Genomic DNA, 18,617 nt, shown 5'->3' with positions numbered 1-18,617 from the left:
GTCCGCGGCGACCAGCAGCGGCGCCGCCGCCAGGCCCGTGGCCAGGCCGGCGACCAGCGTGGCGACGTCGTCGGCGCGGGCGGCGCCCAGGACGGCGAGCGTGCCGTCGAGCAGCGCGCCGACCAGCACCGTCCACACCAGCAGCGCCGCGCCGCCGCGGCGGTCGGCGCCCCCGCGGGCGAACGCCACGGCCGAGCCGGCGAGCGGCACCAGCGGGACGCCGGCGAGCAGCACCCAGCCGGTCGCGGCGGCGGAGACGACGGCGACCGCGACCGCGGCGACCCCGCCGGCGACGGCGGCCACCCCGGCCGGGACCGACCCGGCACGCAGCAGCCCGGCGCCGCGGGCGGCGGCGAGGACGCCCAGCCCGCCCAGCAGCAGCCGGGCGCCGAGGTCCCCGGTCACGACGGCGAGCACCGCGAGGACGACGAGCACGACGCCGAGGGCGGCGCGCAGCGGCCAGGCGCGGCGGGCGACGTCCCGCTCCGTGCGGAGAGGAGCGGGACCTGTCTTCGTGCGTGCCGTCGTCGCGTTGACCACGACGCCCAGTGTCCCGCATCGGCCGCCGGACCCGGCGCGGCGGCCCGGCGCGTGCGACGCTCGGGTCCCGCGCGAGCAGGCGCACGGGCGAGGACGACGGGGGCGGCGTGACCGAGGGCGGGGTCCGGGCGCCGCAGCGCGCTGCCCGCAGCCGCCTGCTCGAGCACGTCGCCCGCGCCGGGCTGGTCGGCTACGCCCTCATCCACCTGCTGGTCGCCTGGCTGGCGCTGCAGCTGGGCTGGGGCACGCCCGGGCTGGTCACCCCCGCCGAGTCGACCGACTCCGCCGGCGCGCTCGCCCTGCTCGCCGCCACCCCGCTGGGCAACGTCCTGCTGTGGGTGCTGGCCGGCGCGCTGGCCGGCCTGTGCCTGTGGCAGGCGGTCGAGGTGCTGCGCCACCACCACCGGCTGCCGCCGCCGGGCCGCGAGCGCCGCGCGGCGCTGGTGCAGGTGGTCAAGACCGTGGGGACGGCGGCCCTCTACGGCTACCTGGCGGTGGCGGCGGTCCGGCAGGCCCTGGGCCTGGTGCAGCCGCCCGCCGAGGACCGCGAGGCCGTGCGGGGCGTGCTGTCGTGGCCGGCCGGGCAGGAGCTGGTGGTGGGCGTCGCGGCGGTCGTCGTCGGCATCGGGCTCTACCACGTGCGCAAGGGCCTGCGGTCGGACTTCCTCGGGGAGATCGACCTCCGCACCGTCGCCCCGGCGCTGTGCCGGCTCACCCACCGGTTCGCCCAGGTGGGCTTCGTGCTCAAGGGCGTGGCGCTGGTCCTCGTCGGCGGCATCGTGGGCTGGGCCGCGGCGACCTTCGACCCGGCGCGCGCCACCGGTCTCGACGGGGCGCTGCGCGCCGTCGCCGGGGAGCCCTACGGCCGGTGGCTGCTGGTCGTCGTCGCCACCGGGCTGGCCTCCTTCGCCGTCTACCTGCTGGCCCGGGCCCGGCACCCGGTCGGCTGACCGGCGCGGCGGCCGTCCCCGTGCCACGCTGACGCGGCACAGGAGCGGACCGAGGAGGGCGGCCATGACCGGAACGGGGACGGCGGCGGGCAGGTCCGGCAGGAGTGACGCCCTCGAGAACCTGGCGCGCGTGGGGCTGGTCGCCTACGGCGTCGTCCACCTGCTGGTCGCCTGGCTGGCGCTGCAGCTGGCCTGGGGTGGCGGCGGGCAGCCGGCCGACCAGTCCGGCGCGCTCGGCACCCTCGCCGCCACGTCGGTCGGCAAGCCGCTGCTGTGGGTGCTGGCCATCGGGCTGGTCGCACTCGCGCTGTGGCAGGCCGCCGAGGTGCTGCGCTGGCGGTACGGCTGGTCGGCGTCGGGCGAGCTGCGCACGAAGGCGGTCACGAAGTCGGTCAAGGCGCTGGCCAAGGCGGTCGTCTACGTCGTGCTGGCGGTGACCGCGTTCCGGTTCGCCACCGGCGCCGGCCAGTCGAGCGCGGCCCAGCAGCAGCAGACCGCGGCCGGCGTGTTCGGCTGGCCCGGCGGGCGCTGGCTGGTCGGCGCGGCCGGCCTGGTGGTCATCGGCATCGGCGTCCACCACGTGCTCAAGGGCGTCAGGCAGAGCTTCGTCGACGAGATCGACCTCGCCGCCGCACCCCCGGCCGCCCGCCGCACGGTCACCCGCCTCGGCCAGGTCGGCTACCCGGCCAAGGGCGTGGCGTTCGGGGTGGTCGGCGCGCTGCTGGTCTACGCGGCGGTCACGGTCGACCCGGCCAAGGTCTCGGGCCTCGACGGCGCGATGCGCACCATCCTCGAGGCCCCGTTCGGGAAGGCGCTGCTGACCCTGGTGGCCGTGGGCATCGCCGCGTTCGGCGTCTTCTGCTTCGTCCGGGCGCGCTACCCCGAGCGGACGTGACGGGGCCGCTCTCCCGCGTGCACCGGGCGGTCACGGCCGCCCGGGAGGTCACCGACCACCCGGTGCTGGAGGCCGCCGCCCGCGTCGGGCTCGTCGCCTACGGGGTGGTGCACCTGCTCATCGGCTGGCTGACCTGGCGGGTCTCCCGCGGCGCCGGCGGCACCGACGCCGACCAGACCGGGGCGCTGGAGACGGTCGCCGGCACCCCCGGCGGGTCGGTGCTGCTGTGGGCGATCGGCCTGGGACTGCTGGCGCTGGCGCTCTGGCAGGGCGGTGAGGTGCTGCTGTGGTGGCGCGGGCTGCTCGACCCGGCGCGCCGCACCCGCACCGCCGTCGTCTGCGCCAAGTGCCTGGCCAAGGCGTTCGTGTACGCCGTCCTCGGCGTCACCGCGCTGCTGTTCGCCGTCGGCGCCGAGTACGAGGCCGACGAGCGGCTGCGCGAGCTGACCGGCGAGACCCTCGAGGTGCCCGGCGGCGCGGTGGCGGTGGCGGTCGCGGCCACCGGCGTCGTCGCGGTGGGGCTGTACTCGCTGTGGCGCGGGGCCACCGGCGGCTTCATGAAGGACGTCGACCTGCCCGCCGCCCCCGACCGGTGGGAGCCGGTGATCGAGGCCGTCGGGCGGGTCGGGTACGTGGCGAAGGGCGTGGCGTTCGGCGTCGTCGGGGTGCTGCTGTGGCGCGCGGCGACGACGGCCGACGCCTCCACCGCCACCGGCCTGGACGGCGCGGTGACCACGATCGGCCGCACCGGCGCGGGACCGTGGCTGCTCACCGTCGTCGCGGCCGGGTTCGCGGCGTTCGGCGTCTACGCCCTGGCCCGCGCCCGCTACCCCGACCGCGACCCGTCGCAGTGACGTGCGGGAACGGCCCCCGTGCAGGGGCCCTCCGCCTGCGCGTGCGAGGTGTGGGGGGCCTTCCTCAGGTGCGGGGGCCGCCGGCGACGTAGACGACCTGACCGGAGACGAAGCCCGCGCCCTCGCTGACGAAGAACGAGACGGTGTGCGCGATGTCCTCGGGCACGCCGGCGCGGGCCACCGGGATCGCCGCGGCGCGCTCGGCCACGTACTCCTCCCAGTCGCGGCCGATCCGCTCGGCGGTCGCCCTGGTCATCTCGGTCTGGATGAAGCCCGGGGCGATCGCGTTGGCGGTGACGCCGAACTTGCCCAGCTCGATGGCGAGGGTCTTGGTGAAGCCCTGCAGCCCGGCCTTCGCGGTGGCGTAGTTGGCCTGGCCGCGGTTGCCCAGCGCCGAGGTGCTCGACAGGTTGACCACCCGGCCCCACTTCGCGTCCACCATGTGCTTCTGGCAGGCGCGGGTCATGAGGAACGAGCCGCGCAGGTGGACGTGCATGACCAGGTCCCAGTCGGCGTCGGTCATCTTGAACAGCATGTTGTCGCGGGTGACGCCCGCGTTGTTCACGAGCACGACCGGCGGGCCGAGCTCGGCGGCGATCCGGTCGACGGCGGCCTGCACCTGCTCGGCGTCGCCGACGTCGGCCCCCACCCCCAGCGCGCGCCCCCCGGCGGCCTCGATCGCCTGGACGGTGCCCGCGGTCGAGGACTCGTCGAGGTCGAGCACGGCGACGGCGAAGCCGTCGGCGGCCAGGCGGAGCGCGGTGGCCGCACCGATGCCGCGGGCGGCGCCGGTCACGATGGCGACGCGGGCGGGGGACTCGCTCATGGGGAGGTTCTCCTCGGGGTCGGGGGCTGCCGGCCGATCATGCCGGGCAGCCCCCGGACACGCCGGGTGGGGTGTCACACGCCGGGGCGGGTCCTCACACCCGCTCGAGGACGGCGGCCAGGCCCTGCCCGCCGCCGATGCACATGGTCTCCAGGCCGTAGCGGGCGCCGCGGCGGTCCATCTCGCGGGTCAGCGTGGCGAGGATCCGCCCCCCGGTGGCGCCGACCGGGTGGCCCAGCGAGATGCCCGAGCCGTTGACGTTCATCCGGTCGAAGTCGGACTCGGTGAAGCCCCACTCGCGGGTCACCGCCAGCACCTGGCTGGCGAAGGCCTCGTTGAGCTCGATGAGGTCGATGTCGGAGAGCTTGAGGCCGGCGAGGTCCAGCGCCTTCGCCGTCGCGGGGACCGGGCCGATGCCCATGGTCCGCGGCGGGACGCCGGCCACCGCCCAGGACACGACGCGGGCCAGCGGGCGCAGCCCGTGCTCGGCGGCCTTCTCCGGCGAGGTGACGACGCAGACCGCGGCGCCGTCGTTCTGGCCGCTGGCGTTGCCGGCGGTGACGGTGGCCTCGGGGTCGTCCCTGCCCATGATCGGGCGGAGCCTGGCGAGGGTCTCGACGTTCGAGTCGGGGCGGATGTGCTCGTCGCGCTCGACGACGGTGTCGCCCTTCCGGCCCTTGACCGTCACCGGGACGATCTCGTCGGCGAACCGGCCCTCCTCGGTGGCGGCGGCGGCCCGCTGGTGGCTGCGGACGGAGTACTCGTCCTGCTCCTCGCGGCCGATCGAGTACTCGCGGCGCAGGTTCTCCGCGGTCTCGAGCATGCCGCCGGGCACCGGGTGGTTCACGCCGCCGGCGGTGACGCGGCCGCGGGCCAGGCCGTCCTGCAGCAGGACGCCGGGGCCGGCCTTGACGCCCCAGCGCATGGCGGTCGAGTAGAACGGCGCGTTGCTCATCGACTCGGCACCGCCGGCCAGCACGACGTCGGCGGCGCCGGTCTGCACCTGCATCGCGGCGTACAGCACCGCCTGGAGGCCCGAGCCGCAGCGGCGGTCGACCTGGATGCCGCTCGCGGTCACCGGCAGGCCGGCGTCGAGCGCGGCGACGCGGCCGATGGCCGGTGCCTCCATGGTCGGGTAGCAGTGGCCGAGGACGACGTCGTCGACCGACTCGGGCGGCAGGCCGGTGCGCTCCATGAGCGCCCTGACGACGGTGGAGGCGAGGTCCTGCACGGGCACGTCCCGCAGCGACCCCCCGAAGCCCCCGACCGGGGTCCGCAGCGGCTCACAGATGACCGCGTCACGCACGGCGTCCTCCTCGACTCGGCCGGCGGGCAGGCCCCGCACCGCCGCCGAGTGTGCTCCCCGGCGAGGCACCGCGCGCAGTCAGGTCGGGAGCGGCCCCCTCGCAAGGGCCCGCCGCGAGCGTCGGAGAGGGGGGAGGAGGAGTCCCTCCGTCAGGCGGCGCCGGCCCCGGCGCCGGGCCGGACCTGCTCGACGCCCAGCAGGTCCCAGAGGCCGGTGACCTGCAGCGCCCGGGCCACCGCCCGGGTGCCGACCAGCACCCGCAGCCGGGTGCCCTGCGCCTCGGCGGTGCGGTGCGCGACCGCCAGCGCGGACAGGCCGGCCGAGTCGAGGAAGGTCACGGCCTCGAGGTCCACGGTGACCACCCGCGGGTCCGCGGCGAGGGCGCCGTCGAGCTCACGGCGGAGCAGCGGCGCGCTGGCGCAGTCGACCTCACCGGCGCACAGGAGCCGGGTGTCGCCGTCGAGGGAGACGGTCTCGACGGTCAGCAGGTCGTCGGCGGCGCCCGAGGTCGTCGGGGGGCCTGAGGAGAGTGTGGTCACGGTGCGCCTCTCGATCGAGGGCGGGCCCGTGCGGAGGACAGCGGCTCGAGAGCCACACCACGGCGCGGAGTCCGGCATTGGCGGAGCACGGCTGGATGTTGAACCGCAACCCGGACGGTAGGCGCGGGACGGATGGGGCGCAAGGTCCGCACCGAGGTGCCCACCGTGCGTCGACCGGCGTGTCGCCCGCGGCGCGCGGGGCCGTGACCAGGCACTCCTCGCCCGGTACCCCGGGGACGACCCCCGCTCACCGGACGCGGGGATACTGGACGGCGTGAACGGGCGACTGGTGCTGGCGGGCCTCATCTGGGCGGCGGTCTCGGTCGTGGCGTTCCTCGCGATCCCGGACGTGATCGTCGCCGCCGGGCTGGTCATCTTCGGGGCCGTGCTCCTCCTGGTGCTCTTCGTGGCCCGGGACTGGGACACGCACTCCTCCTTCGAGGAGCGGGAGATGATCCGCGCGCGCCGGCGCAAGGACCGGTGGGAGCGCACCGCGGACTCCCGCGCCCGTGACCGCGAGCGGTGGGAGGCCCACCAGGCGCGCAAGGCCGCCCGCTCGGCCGGCGCCGACGACGCCCCGCAGCGGTAACCGCCTCCCGGATAAGGACTCGACGGGCCGGGCCGGGGCTCCCTACCGTCGCGGCATGCGCTCCTGAGCCGACCGCCTCGCCGCGACGTCCGCGTCCCGGGACCGGGACGCCCGCGGGTCGAGCCGCCGCTCCCCGCTCCCCTCCGCCCCTCCCGGGCGCCCCTCCCCTGGCTGCCGGCCGCCCGCGGCCGGTCCGACCTCCTCCCGGAGGCACCCGTGTCACGTCCCTCCCGCCCGCTGCCCGCGGCGGCCGCCGCCGCGCGCGACGCCCTCCCGCCCGCGGACGCCGCCGCCTTCGAGCGGCTGGCCTCGGCCGTGCTCGCCTCGCCCGGCGCGGCGCTGGGCCCGGTCCTGCGCGCCCAGCTCCCCGGCGTCGCCGGGGTCCGCTGGCTGCGGACCGCGGGGCTCGCCCCGACCGCCCGGGCCGGGTCCCTGTCCGCCGAGCAGTGGTCGAAGGACCCCTCTGCCCCCCACCGCTCGCACGCTCGCGGCGGGCCCCTGCAGAGGGGCCGGAGGACAGGCGTCCGGGCCTCCGCGCACGGGCACGCCCCCGGCGCCCAGGCCGTCCCGCGCTGGTTCTGAGCACCCGGCCGGGCTAGCCGACCGCGTCCTCCGCGGCGAGGTCGGCGGCCCGGCCGGGGTCGGCGAACGCCTCGGCCAGCGCCTGCCGCAGCGGCCAGGCGCGGGCCCGCCAGGCCAGCGCCCGGCCGAGTGCGGCCGGGCTGCCGTCCACGTGGTCGACCCCGTCGCCGGGCCACCACGGCACCGGCCGGCCGCCGGCCAGCAGCGGCTCGTGGACGGCGACCTCGCCGGTCAGCTCCGGCACGCCCAGCCGGGCGGCGGCCAGGCCGGCTCCCGGCACCGACGCCCACGGCTGCCGGCGCACCGGGGTGCTGGTGACCTCCGCCCGCACCCGCTCGCCGGCCAGCGGCAGGTCGAGCAGGTCGGCCACCGCCGCCGGCGCGCCGCCGGCCGGGACCAGCAGCGCGTCGACCAGCGGCTGCACCCACGGGACGTCGAGCACGGCGACGGCCTCCCGCGCGGGGTCGGCGACCCGGTCCGGCGCCACCCGCACGCGGCGCGGCGGGTCGACGTCGACGCCGTCGAGCGCGCGCGCCAGCCGGGCGTGGACCGTGCGCAGCACCGGCGGCGGCACCGTGCGCGCGGGGTCGCCGAGCCGGTCGAGCAGGTCGAGCGCGGTGTCGACGTCGGCGAGGACGTCGTCGACGGTGGCCGGCAGCCGCAGCCGCCCGAGCACCGACGCCGGCCCGTCGGCGGGGTCGTACAGCCCCCGCAGCTCCCGGCTGCCGGGCGCGCACAGCCGGTCGGGGCGCCGGCCGCCGAGCACCGGGTGGGTGCTCAGCCACCAGCGCAGGTAGCAGGGCACGGCGACCCCGTCGAGGACGACGTCGGCCCACGCCTCCTCCGGCGCGGCGGCCAGCAGCGGCAGCGCGCCGGCCCAGTCGGCGACCAGCTCCAGGTCCCGGACGGCGGTCAGCGGCGGCCACGCCGGCGGGAGTCCGCCGGGCGGCAGGCGGTCGAGGACGGCGTCGGCCCACTCGTCGGCGGCGTCGACGTCGAGGTCGTCGGGGTCGTCGGCGTGCACCACCGCGAAGTCGGCGAGCACGCCCGCCGCGCGCAGCACGGCCGGGTCGTGCGCGGCGGCGAACCCCGGGTCCAGCATCCCCAGCGCGCCGTCGCGGAGGACGGCGGCGAGCGGCGCGCCGGGCAGCAGCAGCTCCCCCGCCGGCGCCCACGCGCCCTCGGCGTCGGGCAGGGCGAGCTCGGCCAGCCAGGGCAGCTCCCCCGGCGCGGTGGCGGCCGCGGCCACCAGCGCGAGCACGGCCTCGGCGAGCGCCGCCGGGTCGCCGTCGTCGAAGCCCTCCTCGACCGCGTCGACCGACTCCTCCACGGCGCCCCGCACGGCCGGGTCGGCGAGCACGACCGCGGCGGCCGCCGGGCGGGCGCCCAGCCGCTCGAGCAGCCGCCGGGCGGCCGGGTCGGCGACGGCGCCGGGGTCGGCGACCCGCAGGTGCAGCGGGCCCAGTCGGGCGACCGGCAGGTCCTCGCCGGGCAGCAGCACCCCGGCCGGGCCGGGCGCGGTCCGCCCGTCGGCCAGCGGCACCGGCAGCGCGCCCAGCTCCTCGCGGTCGGCGCCGTCGAGGGCGGCGTACAGCCGCGCCCACCAGTCCGCCGGCCGGCCGATCCCGGAGACGGCCTCCACCACCTCGGCGGGGCCGATCCGCCGCACGCCGAGAGCGGCCAGCGCGGGCGCCCCGTCGCGCCGGGACCAGCCCGCCGGCAGCAGGCCGGGCACGACCCCGGCGAGGACGGCGACCCGCTCGTCGGTGTCGTCGGCGAGGACCGCGGCGCGGTCCGGGGGCTGCCGGCGGGCGGGGTCGTCGGCGGCCGGCAGCCAGGCCGCGGCGCGCAGCCGGTCGAGGACGGCGGAGCCCAGGGCGGCGTCGAGCTCGGCGGCGGCCAGTCCGATGCGCGGCACCAGGCCCAGCACGGCGGGGTCGGCCGGGAGCGCGGTGACCAGGTCGGCGTAGGTGTCCGCGGCGACGACGACCAGCGCGTCGGTGACCGGGCCGGGCGCCACGTGCCGGCGGTCGGGGCCGAGCGGGAACGGCGCGACGAGCCGGACCGGCAGGGACAGCGGCTCGTCGCTCGGGGTCGGGGCGTGCACCACCTGGCGCCCGGTCAGCGGGACCGGCCGGCCGTCGTCGTCGAGGGGCACCGCCCAGGTGACGTCGTAGCCGCGGCGGGCGCGCTCCTCGACCGGGCGGCCGGCCAGCAGCTCCGCGGGCAGCTCGCCGCTGCGGGTGGCCAGCCGCCAGGTGGTGGTGTGGTCGCCGTCGCGGACCCGGGCCAGCGGCGGGGTGCGCGTGCAGGACAGGGTGCGGACGGCGCCGTCGACGGCGACCTCGACCTCGGCGAGGCCCGGCAGCGCCAGCAGCAGCTCGGCCTCCAGCGCCTCCAGCGCGCCCCGGACGGCGGCCCGCGACCCGGCGCGCAGCGGCAGGACGACCTCGGTGGCGAACCCGTGGGGCGGGGGCCCGTCGGCCGGCCACGGCAGCCGCAGCACCGGCACGGCGCCGTCGCGGCGGGCCAGCTCGCCGGCGAGCGCGGGGACGTCGGCCACCGCGGCGCGGGTGTGCGCCGCGCTGAACCGCACGCCGCCGGGGGTGGAGTGGACGGCGGGCTCGTCGGAGACGGCGAGGACGGCGGCGAACCCGACCCCGAAGCGGCCGACGGTCCGCGCCTCGTCGCGCTTGGCGGAGGCGCGCAGCGTGGCCAACCCCGTGACCCCGGCGGCGTCCAGCGGGGCGCCGGTGTTGGCCGCCCGCAGCACCTCTCCCCCGCCGCCCACCGTGGCCAGCTCCAGCCGCAGCCGCCCGGGCACGCCCGCGCGCACCGCGGCGTCGGCGGCGTTCTGCGCCAGCTCGACCAGCAGCCGGTCCCGGTAGCCGCCGCGGACCAGGTCCTCCTCGGCGTTCGCGTCCTCGCGGAAGCGCGCCGGGGAGTCGGTCCACGCAGCGAGGACGCGGCGGCGCAGCCCCGCGGTGTCGAAGGGGTCGGCCACGGGCACGAGCATGGGTCCCGGACCGGACCTACGCGTGAGTAACTTGCCGGGTAACCTGCGCCACATGTCGCTCGCCGAGCAGATGGACACGGTCACCGACGCCGCCGCGGGCACGGTCGACCGGCACGCCACCACCCAGACCTTCGAGTCGACGAACCCGGCCACCGGCGCCGTCGTCGGCGTCTTCCCGGTCCACGACGCCGACGCCGTCCGCGAGACCGTCGGGCGCGCCCGGCCGGCCGCGGCGCGCTGGGCCGGGCTCGGGTTCGACGGCCGCCGGCAGCGGCTGGCCGCCTACCGCGGCTACCTGGCCCGGCGGATGCACGAGCTGGCCGACCTGGTGCACCGGGAGAACGGCAAGCCGCACGCCGACGCCCTCCTCGAGATCACCCTCGCGATCGACCACCTGGCCTGGGCCGGGGCGCACGCGCGGCGGACGCTGGGCCCGCGCCGGGTGCGCGCCGGCATGCTCGCGGCCAACCACGCCGCCTACCTCGAGTACCAGCCGATGGGCGTCGTCGGCGTCATCGGCCCGTGGAACTACCCGGTGTTCACGCCGATGGGCTCGATCGCCTACGCGCTGGCCGCCGGCAACGCCGTCGTCTTCAAGCCCTCCGAGTCCACCCCCGCCGTCGGCGCGTGGCTGGCCGCCGCCTGGCGCGCGGCCGTCCCCGACGTCGCCGACGCCCTCCAGGTCGTCACCGGCTCCGGCGAGACCGGCGCCGCGCTGTGCCGGGCCGGCGTGGACAAGCTGGCCTTCACCGGCTCCGGGGCCACCGGGCGCAAGGTCATGGCCGCCTGCGCCGAGACGCTCACCCCGGTGCTCATGGAGCTCGGCGGCAAGGACGCGATGATCGTCGACGACGACGCCGACGTGGCCGCCGCCGCCGACGCCGCCGTCTGGGGCGGCATGAGCAACGCCGGGCAGACGTGCATCGGCATCGAGCGGGTCTACGCCACGGAGAAGGTCTACGACGCCTTCGTCGCCGAGGTGACCGAGCGGGTGCGCGCCCTGCGCCCGGGGTCCGACGAGGAGGCCGCCTACGGCCCGATGACGATGGCGTCGCAGACCGACGTCGTGCGGCGGCACCTCGACGACGCGACCACACGCGGCGGCCGGGCGGTCCTCGGCGGCACGGGGGACGGCGGGCTCCCCCACGCCGGCTACGTCGCGCCGACGGTGCTGCTCGACGTGCCCGAGGAGTCGGCCGCGGTCCGCGAGGAGACGTTCGGGCCGACGCTGACCATCACCCGCGTGGCCGACGCCGAGGAGGCGCTGGAGCGCACCAACGCGACGTCGTACGGGCTGGCCGGCGCGGTGTTCTCGCGGTCGAGGGCGCGCGCGATGGACCTCGCCCGCCGGATGCGCAGCGGCATGACCAGCGTCAACTCGGTGCTGACCTTCGCCGGGGTGCCCTCGCTCCCCTTCGGTGGCGTGGGCGAGAGCGGCTTCGGCCGGATCCACGGCGAGGACGGGCTCAGGGAGTTCACCCGCGCCAAGGCGATCACCCGGCAGAGGTACGCGCTGCCGGTGAACCTGATGTCCTTCGCCCGCCCGCCGGCCGCGTTCGACGCGGTGGCGCGGGTCATGGGCATGGTGCACGGGCGGCACCGGTGAGCGCTGAGGTGCGCGACGAGTTCGACGTCGTCGTCGTCGGGGCCGGCTCCGCCGGCTGCGCGCTGGCCGCGCGACTGACCGAGGACCCGTCGGTGCGGGTGCTGCTGCTGGAGGCCGGCGGCTCCGACGACGTCCTCGAGGTGCAGATCCCCGCGGCGCTGTACAAGGTCTGGCGCACCCGGCGGGACTGGAACTACACCACCGAGCCGCAGCCGGGCCTCGGCGGGCGCGGGCTGTTCTGGCCGCGCGGGAAGCTGCTGGGCGGGTCGTCGTCGATCAACGCGATGATCTACGTCCGCGGCGCGGCGGCCGACTACGACGAGTGGGCCCGGCTGACCGGTGACCCGTCGTGGTCCTACGAGTCGGTGCTGCCGCTGTTCCGGCGGATGGAGGACAACGCGCGCGGCGCCGACCGCTTCCACGGCGTCGGCGGGCCGCTGCGGGTGGAGGACCTGCGCTCGCCGCACCCGTGGACGCGCGCGGTGGTCGAGTCGGCGGTGGCCGCCGGGTACCCCCGCAACGACGACTTCAACGGCGCCGCCCAGGAGGGCGTGGGCCAGTACCAGGTGACGCAGAGGCGGGGCCGCCGCTGGTCGGCCGCCGACGCCTACCTGCGCCCGGCGCTCGGCCGGCCCAACCTGACGGTGCTCACCGGCGCGCTCACCACCCGGGTGCTGGTCTCGGGCGGGCGGGCCACCGGCGTCGAGTACCGGCGCGGCGGGCGGACGCACACCGCGCACGCGGCCGGTGAGGTCGTGCTGTGCGGCGGCGCGGTGAACTCGCCGCAGCTGCTGATGCTGTCGGGCATCGGGCCGGGCGCGCACCTGCGCGAGGTCGGCGTCGACGTCGTCCACGACCTGCCCGGCGTGGGCGGCGGGCTGCAGGACCACCCGCTGGTGCCGGTCGTCTGGGACGTGCGGTCGGGGAGGTCGCTGCTCCGGGCGGAGTCGCCGTCGGGGTACGCGCAGTGGTTCGGCGCCCGCCGCGGGCCGCTGTCGTCGAACCTGGCCGAGGCGGGGCTGTTCACCCGCTCGCGGCCGGACCTCGACCAGCCCGACCTGCAGTACCACTTCCTGCCGGTCAAGTTCTGGCGGCAGGCGGAGGTCGACCCCGACGTCGACGCGTTCACCGCCGCCGCCGTCCTGGTGCACGTGCACTCGCGCGGCTCGGTGCGGCTGCGCTCGGCCGACCCGACGTGGGCGCCGGCCATCGACGCCGGCTACCTCACCGACGAGCGCGACCTCGACGCGCTGGTGACCGGCGTGGAGAAGGCGCGGGAGCTCGCGTCGGTCGGCCCGCTGGCGCAGGTGCTGGCCGCGGAGTGGTCGCCCGGCGGCACGGTGCGCACGGCCGACGCGCTGCGGGCGAAGGTCCGGGAGACGCTGGAGTCGCTGTACCACCCGGTGTCCTCGTGCCGGATGGGCGTGGACGACTCCGCCGTCGTGGACCCGCAGCTGCGGGTGCACGGGCTCGACGGCCTGCGGGTGGTCGACGCCTCGGTGATGCCGACGCTGGTCCGCGGCAACACCAACGCGCCGACGATCATGATCGCGGAACGCGCCGCCGACCTCATGGCCGGCCGCACCGTCGACCCCGTCTTCGCCGCGACCGCCTGACGCCGTCCTCCCGCCTTCCGCGCGCGAAAGGCGGGACGTCGTGACCCGCCTTCCGCGCGCGGAAGGCGGGTCACGGCACAGCCAGGGCCGCGCGGATGCGGGCGAGCACTCCATCGAGGTCGCGCATGTCCGCGGCACTCACCCGGATCACCCGCCAGCCGGCAGCACGGAGACGATCCAGCCGCTCGTCGTCCTTCGGGATCTGGTCGTCCTCGAAGTGGTGGGCGCCCTCGTATTCGATGGCCAGGCGCGCCTCGGGGAACGCGAGGTCGACGCGGGCGACGAACCGTCCGTGGTGCAGGACCTCGAACTGCGGCACGGGCGCGAGGCCGACCAGCGCCAGGCAGACCCGCAGCCGTGATTCCTGCGGGGACTCCGCCCGCGCATCGACCAGAGGCACGACCCGACGGACCCGGCTGACACCCCACCGGCCGGCACCGGCCTCGGCCAGGGCGACGAGTCCGGCGACCGTCACGTGCTCCGCGGCCACCATCGCGTCGAGCGCCGCTACCGCCGTCGTCAACGGCTCGAGCGTCATGACGTCCCATGCGGTCCGTAGGGCCGTCGTCATCGGGACGTCGTCCCTCGTGGTCACGTCCCGACGTCGCAGGACGGTGCGGTGGACGCGTACACCCTTCGGGCCCGCCCATCTCGTCTCCTCGGGACACACGACGGTCACCGGGTCGGCGACCCCGGCGAACGGCGCCCCGTACCAGGCGGCCGCCGAGTGGCCGCCGACGAGCGCGTCGGCCGGGAGCAGCAGCGCCACCCCGCGACAGCGCAGTCGGTGGTCGAGAGGCAGCGCCGGGTCCGCGTACACGTTCTGCGCGAGCCGTTGGTAGCTCCGCGTCCGGAGCTGGTTGCGGGTGAGGTAGCCCTCGGTGATCGCCTGACTCCCGAGGAAGACGCCGGGAGTCATGCGGCGGTAGGTGGTCACCCGGACACCGTGGACACGGAGCCGGGCCGGTCCATCCGTCGTCCACAGCCCCCACCGTCGTCCCCAGTGCCTTCCGCCCGCGGAAGGCGAGAGCTGCTACGGGGCGGTCCCGCCTTCCGCGCGCGAAAGGCAAGGCCGCCGTCAGCCGTGCGTGGTGGCGGCCGAGGCGGTGGTCGGTTCGGACGGCACGGCGGGCGGGGCGGCGGGTGCCGGGCGGCGGCGGATGGAGATCGACAGCGCCGCGGCCACCAGGCACAGCGCGCCGGCGCCGAACCAGGCGAGGTCGTACGAGCCGGTCACGTCGCGGACCACGCCGCCGCCGAACGCGGCCACCGCCGACCCCACCTGGTGCGAGGCGAACACCCAGCCGAACACCACCGGCGCCCGCTGGCCGAAGTGCTCGCGGCACAGCGCCAGCGTCGGCGGCACGGTGGCCACCCAGTCCAGGCCGTAGAAGACGATGAACGCGACCATGCTGACGTGCAGGTCCGGCCCGAACAGGGGCGGCAGCAGGAACAGCGAGAACCCGCGCAGCGCGTAGTAGGCCAGCAGCAGCACCCGCGGGTCGGTGCGGTCGGTGAGCCAGCCGGACAGCACGGTCCCGGCGATGTCGAAGATCCCGACGACGGCGAGCAGCGACGCCGCCGTCGTCACCGGCATGCCGTGGTCGTGCGCGGCCGGGATGAAGTGCGGCTGCACCAGCCCGTTGGTCGAGGCGCCGCAGATGAAGAAGCCCGCGGCCAGCAGCCAGAACGGCCGGGTGCGCGCGGCGTCGAGCAGCCCGCGGACGGCGGTGCGCGCGGCACCGGTGCGCACCGGCTCGGCGTCGTCGGCGGCGGTCCCGCCGTAGGGCACCGCGCCGACGTCGCGCGGGCGGTCGCGCAGCAGCCAGGCCACCAGCGGGACGACGGCGAGCGCGGCGGCCGTGGTGCCCAGCGACGCCGCCCGCCAGCCACCACTGGTCTGCGCGACCGCCGCGACGACCGGCAGGAACACCAGCTGCCCGGTCGCGCCGCCGGCGGTGAGGATGCCGCTGACCAGCCCGCGCCGGGCGACGAACCAGCGGCCGGTCACCGTGGCCACCAGCGAGAGCGCCATCGACCCGGTGCCCAGCCCGACCGCGAACCCCCACAGCAGCACCAGCTGCCAGCTCGCCGTCATGAACACGGTCAGCCCGCTGCCGAGGGCGGTGAGCAGCAGCGCCCCGACGACGACGCGGCGGATGCCGAACCGCTCCATGAGCGCGGCGGCGAACGGCGCGGTCAGCCCGTACAGCGCCATGTTCACCGCGACGGCGGCGGAGATCGTCGACACCGACCAGCCGAACTCCTCGCGCAGCGGGTCGATGAGCACCCCGGGCACGGCGCGGAAGGCCGCGGCCCCGACCAGCGCCAGGAAGGTCACCGCGGCCACCCACCAGGCGGGGTGGATGCGCGCGGTCCGGCGGGGCACGGTCGTCCTCACGGGCGGAGAGCATGACCGACGGTCGGCTTCCCGGACCAGTGGCCCGACGGTCAACACGTGCAAGGATCCGGCCATGACACCCAGCCGGGACACGGCCGTCCACGAGGTGATCGTCGTCGCCGTCGACCGCGTCGTCGGCTTCGAGCTCGGGCTGCCCTACCGCCTGCTCGGCCTGGCCGAGGACGCGCACGGCCGGCCCCTCTACCGGGTGCGGGTGGCCACCCTCGACGGGCGGCCGGTGCGCACGGCCGACGGCTTCTCCGTGCTGCCCGACCACGACGGGTCGGTCCTCGCGGAGGCGGACACGGTCGTCGTCCCGGGGATCATGGGCGGCCCCGCCGTCGTCGAGGGCCGGATCCCCGACGAGCTGCGCGACGCCCTGCGCGGGGCGGCCGCACGGGCGCGGATGGTGTCGATCTGCACGGGGTCCTCGGTGCTCGCCGCGGCCGGCCTGCTCGACGGCCGACCGGCCGCCACGCACTGGCGCGACGTCGAGCAGTTCCGCCGCAACTTCCCCGCCGTCCGGCTCGACCCCGACGTCCTCTTCGTCGACGACGGAGACGTGCTCACCTCCGCCGGCGTCGCCGCGGGCATCGACCTGCTGCTGCACCTGGTGCGGCGCGACCACGGCAGCGAGGTGGCCAACCGGGTGGCGCGGCGCAACGTCGTCGCGCCGTGGCGGGAGGGCGGGCAGTCGCAGTTCGTCGAGCGGCCGCTGCCCGAGGCCGGCGAGGCCGGCACCGCGCCCACCCGCGCCTGGGCGCTCGAGCACCTCGGCGAGCCGCTGACCCTCGCGGACCTGGCCGCCCACGCGCGGATGAGCGTGCGCACCTTCACCCGGCGGTTCCGCGACGAGACCGGGGTGTCGCCGCAGCGGTGGCTCGCCGGGCAGCGGATCGCGCTGGCCCGCCGGCTGCTGGAGTCCACCGACGCCCCCGTCGACCGGGTCGCCGCCGACGCCGGGTTCGGCACGCCGGCGTCGCTGCGCGCCCACCTGCGCGCCGCGATCGGGGTCTCGCCCGGCGCCTACCGCCGCACCTACCGCGGGGCCGGCCGCACGGCGGTGTGACACGCGACTCCCCCGCCCACGGCAGGATCGGCCGCTGCGTCTGGTTGAGTGGGGCATACCGGCGCCGCCCTCGCTCATCCGGAGCTGCAGGACTCGACGTCGGGCTGGTGCAGCGCCACGGAGGCGCGCCCGGCTGTCCGACGTCGCCCACGGCGCGACCCGCCCCGCAGACGGGGCCGGCGTGCGCCCGCGTGCGGTGGTCGAGGACGGCGACCCGAGTACCACCGAGGAACCCATGACCTCCCAGCAAGCCCCCACGCCCGCCGGCACGTCCCGGCCCCGCCGCCGTCGCGGCGGCCGCGGCCGCGGCGCCGGCAGCACCCCCAGCCCCGCCGCGACCACGCAGCCGCAGCCCCAGCCGCAGGAGATCCCGGCCGGCGACGTCGCCACCGTGCTCCCCACCGACGCCACCTTCGCCGAGCTTGGCGTGCCCGCCCCGCTGGTCGAGGTGCTCACCGCCAGCGGCATCACCGCGCCGTTCCCGATCCAGGTCGCGACGCTGCCCGACTCGCTCGCCGGCCGCGACGTGCTCGGCCGCGGCCGGACCGGCTCGGGCAAGACCATCGCCTTCGCCCTCCCGCTGGTCGCCCGGCTCGCCGCCTCGACCACCCGCCGCCAGGCCCGCAAGCCGCGCGCGCTGGTGCTCGTGCCGACCCGCGAGCTCGCCAACCAGGTGCTGGCCACGGTCGAGCCGCTGGCCACCGCCCTCGGCCTGCGCTCCACCGTCGTCTTCGGCGGCGTGGGCCAGAACCCGCAGGTGCAGGCGCTGGCCGCGGGCATCGACGTGCTCATCGCCTGCCCCGGCCGGCTCGAGGACCTCATCGGGCAGGGGCACGCCGACCTGTCCGCCGTCGAGGTGACCGTGCTCGACGAGGCCGACCACATGGCCGACCTCGGCTTCCTGCCCGGCGTCAAGCGGCTGCTCGACCGCACCCCCAAGGTCGGCCAGCGGATGCTGTTCTCGGCCACGCTGGACAACGGCGTCGACGTGCTGGTCAAGCGCTACCTCTCGCAGCCGGTGACCCACTCGGTGGACCCCGCCGTCGCGCCGGTCGCGGCGATGACCCACCACGTGTTCCAGGTCAGCGCCGCCGACAAGGCCGAGGTCGTGCGCCAGCTCGCCTCGGGCCTGGGCCGCAGCGTCCTGTTCACCCGGACCAAGCACCAGGCCAAGAAGCTCGCCAGGCAGCTGACCGCCGCGGGCATCCCGGCCGTCGACCTTCACGGCAACCTCAGCCAGAACGCCCGCGAGCGCAACCTCGAGGCGTTCAGCACCGGCAGCACCCGGGTGCTGTGCGCGACCGACATCGCCGCGCGCGGCATCCACGTCGACGACGTCGCGCTGGTCGTGCACGTCGACCCGCCGGCCGAGCACAAGGCGTACCTGCACCGGTCCGGGCGCACCGCGCGCGCCGGCGCCGGCGGCACCGTCGTCACGGTCTCGACGCCCGACCAGGCCGCCGAGGTGCGCACCCTGGCCCGCCAGGCCGGCATCACGCCGGTCGTGACGCAGGTGCGCCCGGGCGCGGAGCAGATCACCGCGCTCACCGGCCCGGCCGCGCCGCACGTCGAGCCCGCCCCCGCCCCCGCTCCCCAGCCGCAGGGCCAGGGCGGCGGCCGGCGCCGGCGCTCCGCCGGAGGCTCCGCGGCTCCCGCGACGACCGCGAAGGCGGCCGGGAGCCGTGCCCAGACCCGCACCACCCAGGCCCGCAGCCCGCAGGGTCCGGCGCGCACGCGCGCGGAGCTCGCCGCCCGCGCCGGCACGCACTCGGCGGCGTCGTTCAGCGGCCGCTCCCGGCGCGGGGGCCGCTGACCCCGGGGTGTCACG

The 18,617-nt window shown here is 77.4% G+C and carries 15 protein-coding genes and 1 pseudogene; 9 read left to right on the top strand and 7 right to left on the bottom strand.

Annotation, left to right across the window (positions count from 1 at the left end):
• A pseudogene (locus tag ACFO3M_RS19650) lies at window positions 1-540 on the bottom strand (hypothetical protein); the annotation flags it as partial.
• 107 nt (window positions 541-647) lie between these two features.
• On the opposite strand from ACFO3M_RS19650, the gene ACFO3M_RS19645 reads away from it, so the two are divergent.
• The 3 genes from ACFO3M_RS19645 (at window position 648) to ACFO3M_RS19635 (ending at window position 3,239) form a co-directional block, all read left to right on the top strand.
• Window positions 648-1,490, top strand: a complete 843-nt coding sequence (locus tag ACFO3M_RS19645; protein ID WP_387992865.1) for a DUF1206 domain-containing protein — start codon at window positions 648-650, stop codon at window positions 1,488-1,490.
• Window positions 1,491-1,554: 64 nt separating this feature from the next.
• Window positions 1,555-2,385, top strand: a complete 831-nt coding sequence (locus ACFO3M_RS19640) for a DUF1206 domain-containing protein (RefSeq protein WP_387992863.1) — start codon at window positions 1,555-1,557, stop codon at window positions 2,383-2,385.
• Window positions 2,382-3,239: a DUF1206 domain-containing protein gene (locus ACFO3M_RS19635; protein WP_387992860.1), complete on the top strand. Its 858-nt coding sequence runs from the start codon at window positions 2,382-2,384 to the stop codon at window positions 3,237-3,239. Before ACFO3M_RS19640 ends, ACFO3M_RS19635 begins: the two co-directional genes overlap by 4 nt.
• Window positions 3,240-3,303: 64 nt before the next feature.
• On the opposite strand, the gene ACFO3M_RS19630 is transcribed toward ACFO3M_RS19635, so the two are convergent.
• The 3 genes from ACFO3M_RS19630 to ACFO3M_RS19620 all read right to left on the bottom strand — a co-directional run bounded on the left by ACFO3M_RS19630 (window position 3,304) and on the right by ACFO3M_RS19620 (window position 5,910).
• Window positions 3,304-4,065 carry an SDR family oxidoreductase gene (locus tag ACFO3M_RS19630; RefSeq protein ID WP_387992857.1) on the bottom strand — a complete coding sequence of 254 codons (762 nt, stop codon included), beginning with the start codon at window positions 4,063-4,065 and terminating at the stop codon, window positions 3,304-3,306.
• 94 nt (window positions 4,066-4,159) lie between these two features.
• Complete coding sequence (locus ACFO3M_RS19625) at window positions 4,160-5,371, bottom strand: acetyl-CoA C-acetyltransferase (protein WP_387992855.1); 1,212 nt, start codon at window positions 5,369-5,371, stop codon at window positions 4,160-4,162.
• Between the two features lie 149 nt (window positions 5,372-5,520).
• On the bottom strand, window positions 5,521-5,910 hold the full coding sequence (locus tag ACFO3M_RS19620; protein WP_387992852.1) for an STAS domain-containing protein: 390 nt from the start codon (window positions 5,908-5,910) through the stop codon (window positions 5,521-5,523).
• Between the two features lie 274 nt (window positions 5,911-6,184).
• On the opposite strand from ACFO3M_RS19620, the gene ACFO3M_RS19615 reads away from it, so the two are divergent.
• On the top strand, window positions 6,185-6,499 hold the full coding sequence (locus ACFO3M_RS19615; RefSeq protein ID WP_387992850.1) for a hypothetical protein: 315 nt from the start codon (window positions 6,185-6,187) through the stop codon (window positions 6,497-6,499).
• Between the two features lie 216 nt (window positions 6,500-6,715).
• The gene (locus ACFO3M_RS19610; protein ID WP_387992848.1) at window positions 6,716-7,081 is read left to right on the top strand and encodes a hypothetical protein; all 366 of its coding nucleotides are present in this window, start codon (window positions 6,716-6,718) and stop codon (window positions 7,079-7,081) included.
• A 13-nt stretch (window positions 7,082-7,094) separates the two neighbouring features.
• Here ACFO3M_RS19610 and ACFO3M_RS19605 read toward each other — a convergent pair whose 3' ends face one another.
• A complete protein-coding gene (locus ACFO3M_RS19605; RefSeq protein ID WP_387992845.1) occupies window positions 7,095-10,085 on the bottom strand; it encodes a sacsin N-terminal ATP-binding-like domain-containing protein in 2,991 nt (996 codons plus the stop codon).
• Between the two features lie 64 nt (window positions 10,086-10,149).
• Here ACFO3M_RS19605 and ACFO3M_RS19600 point away from each other — a divergent pair, with 64 nt between their 5' ends.
• Both ACFO3M_RS19600 and ACFO3M_RS19595 read left to right on the top strand, forming a co-directional pair.
• Window positions 10,150-11,703 (top strand): aldehyde dehydrogenase family protein, encoded by a 1,554-nt coding sequence (locus ACFO3M_RS19600; protein WP_387992842.1) that lies wholly within the window; start codon window positions 10,150-10,152, stop codon window positions 11,701-11,703.
• Complete coding sequence (locus ACFO3M_RS19595; protein WP_387992839.1) at window positions 11,700-13,319, top strand: GMC family oxidoreductase; 1,620 nt, start codon at window positions 11,700-11,702, stop codon at window positions 13,317-13,319. The genes ACFO3M_RS19600 and ACFO3M_RS19595 overlap by 4 nt, the downstream gene beginning before the upstream one ends.
• Before the next feature lie 70 nt (window positions 13,320-13,389).
• On the opposite strand, the gene ACFO3M_RS19590 is transcribed toward ACFO3M_RS19595, so the two are convergent.
• Together ACFO3M_RS19590 and ACFO3M_RS19585 are read right to left on the bottom strand one after the other, a co-directional pair.
• Window positions 13,390-14,256 (bottom strand): endonuclease domain-containing protein, encoded by an 867-nt coding sequence (locus ACFO3M_RS19590; protein WP_387992836.1) that lies wholly within the window; start codon window positions 14,254-14,256, stop codon window positions 13,390-13,392.
• A 141-nt stretch (window positions 14,257-14,397) separates the two neighbouring features.
• The gene (locus tag ACFO3M_RS19585) at window positions 14,398-15,720 is read right to left on the bottom strand and encodes an MFS transporter (RefSeq protein WP_387992834.1); all 1,323 of its coding nucleotides are present in this window, start codon (window positions 15,718-15,720) and stop codon (window positions 14,398-14,400) included.
• 73 nt (window positions 15,721-15,793) lie between these two features.
• Between ACFO3M_RS19585 and ACFO3M_RS19580 the strand changes: the two genes are divergently transcribed.
• Window positions 15,794-16,789: a GlxA family transcriptional regulator gene (locus ACFO3M_RS19580; RefSeq protein ID WP_387992832.1), complete on the top strand. Its 996-nt coding sequence runs from the start codon at window positions 15,794-15,796 to the stop codon at window positions 16,787-16,789.
• Between the two features lie 235 nt (window positions 16,790-17,024).
• Entirely contained in the window at window positions 17,025-18,602 is a 1,578-nt protein-coding gene (locus ACFO3M_RS19575) for a DEAD/DEAH box helicase (RefSeq protein WP_387992830.1), read from the top strand.
• Window positions 18,603-18,617: the final 15 nt, after the last annotated feature.

This window comes from Geodermatophilus arenarius (assembly GCF_042654585.1).
Classification (GTDB): domain Bacteria; phylum Actinomycetota; class Actinomycetes; order Mycobacteriales; family Geodermatophilaceae; genus Geodermatophilus; species Geodermatophilus arenarius.
Note: the sequence above shows the minus strand (reverse complement) of the source record. Positions and strands in the feature narration are given on the sequence as shown.

Bases quoted from the DNA above. Each gene is read 5' to 3' on its own strand.
- ACFO3M_RS19575 (WP_387992830.1), top strand. From the start codon at position 17,025: ATGACCTCCCAGCAAGCCCCCACGCCCGCCGGCACGTCCCGGCCCCGC.
- ACFO3M_RS19600 (WP_387992842.1), top strand. From the start codon at position 10,150: ATGTCGCTCGCCGAGCAGATGGACACGGTCACCGACGCCGCCGCGGGC.
- ACFO3M_RS19640 (WP_387992863.1), top strand. From the start codon at position 1,555: ATGACCGGAACGGGGACGGCGGCGGGCAGGTCCGGCAGGAGTGACGCC.
- ACFO3M_RS19580 (WP_387992832.1), top strand. From the start codon at position 15,794: ATGACACCCAGCCGGGACACGGCCGTCCACGAGGTGATCGTCGTCGCC.
- ACFO3M_RS19630 (WP_387992857.1), bottom strand. From the start codon at position 4,065: ATGAGCGAGTCCCCCGCCCGCGTCGCCATCGTGACCGGCGCCGCCCGC.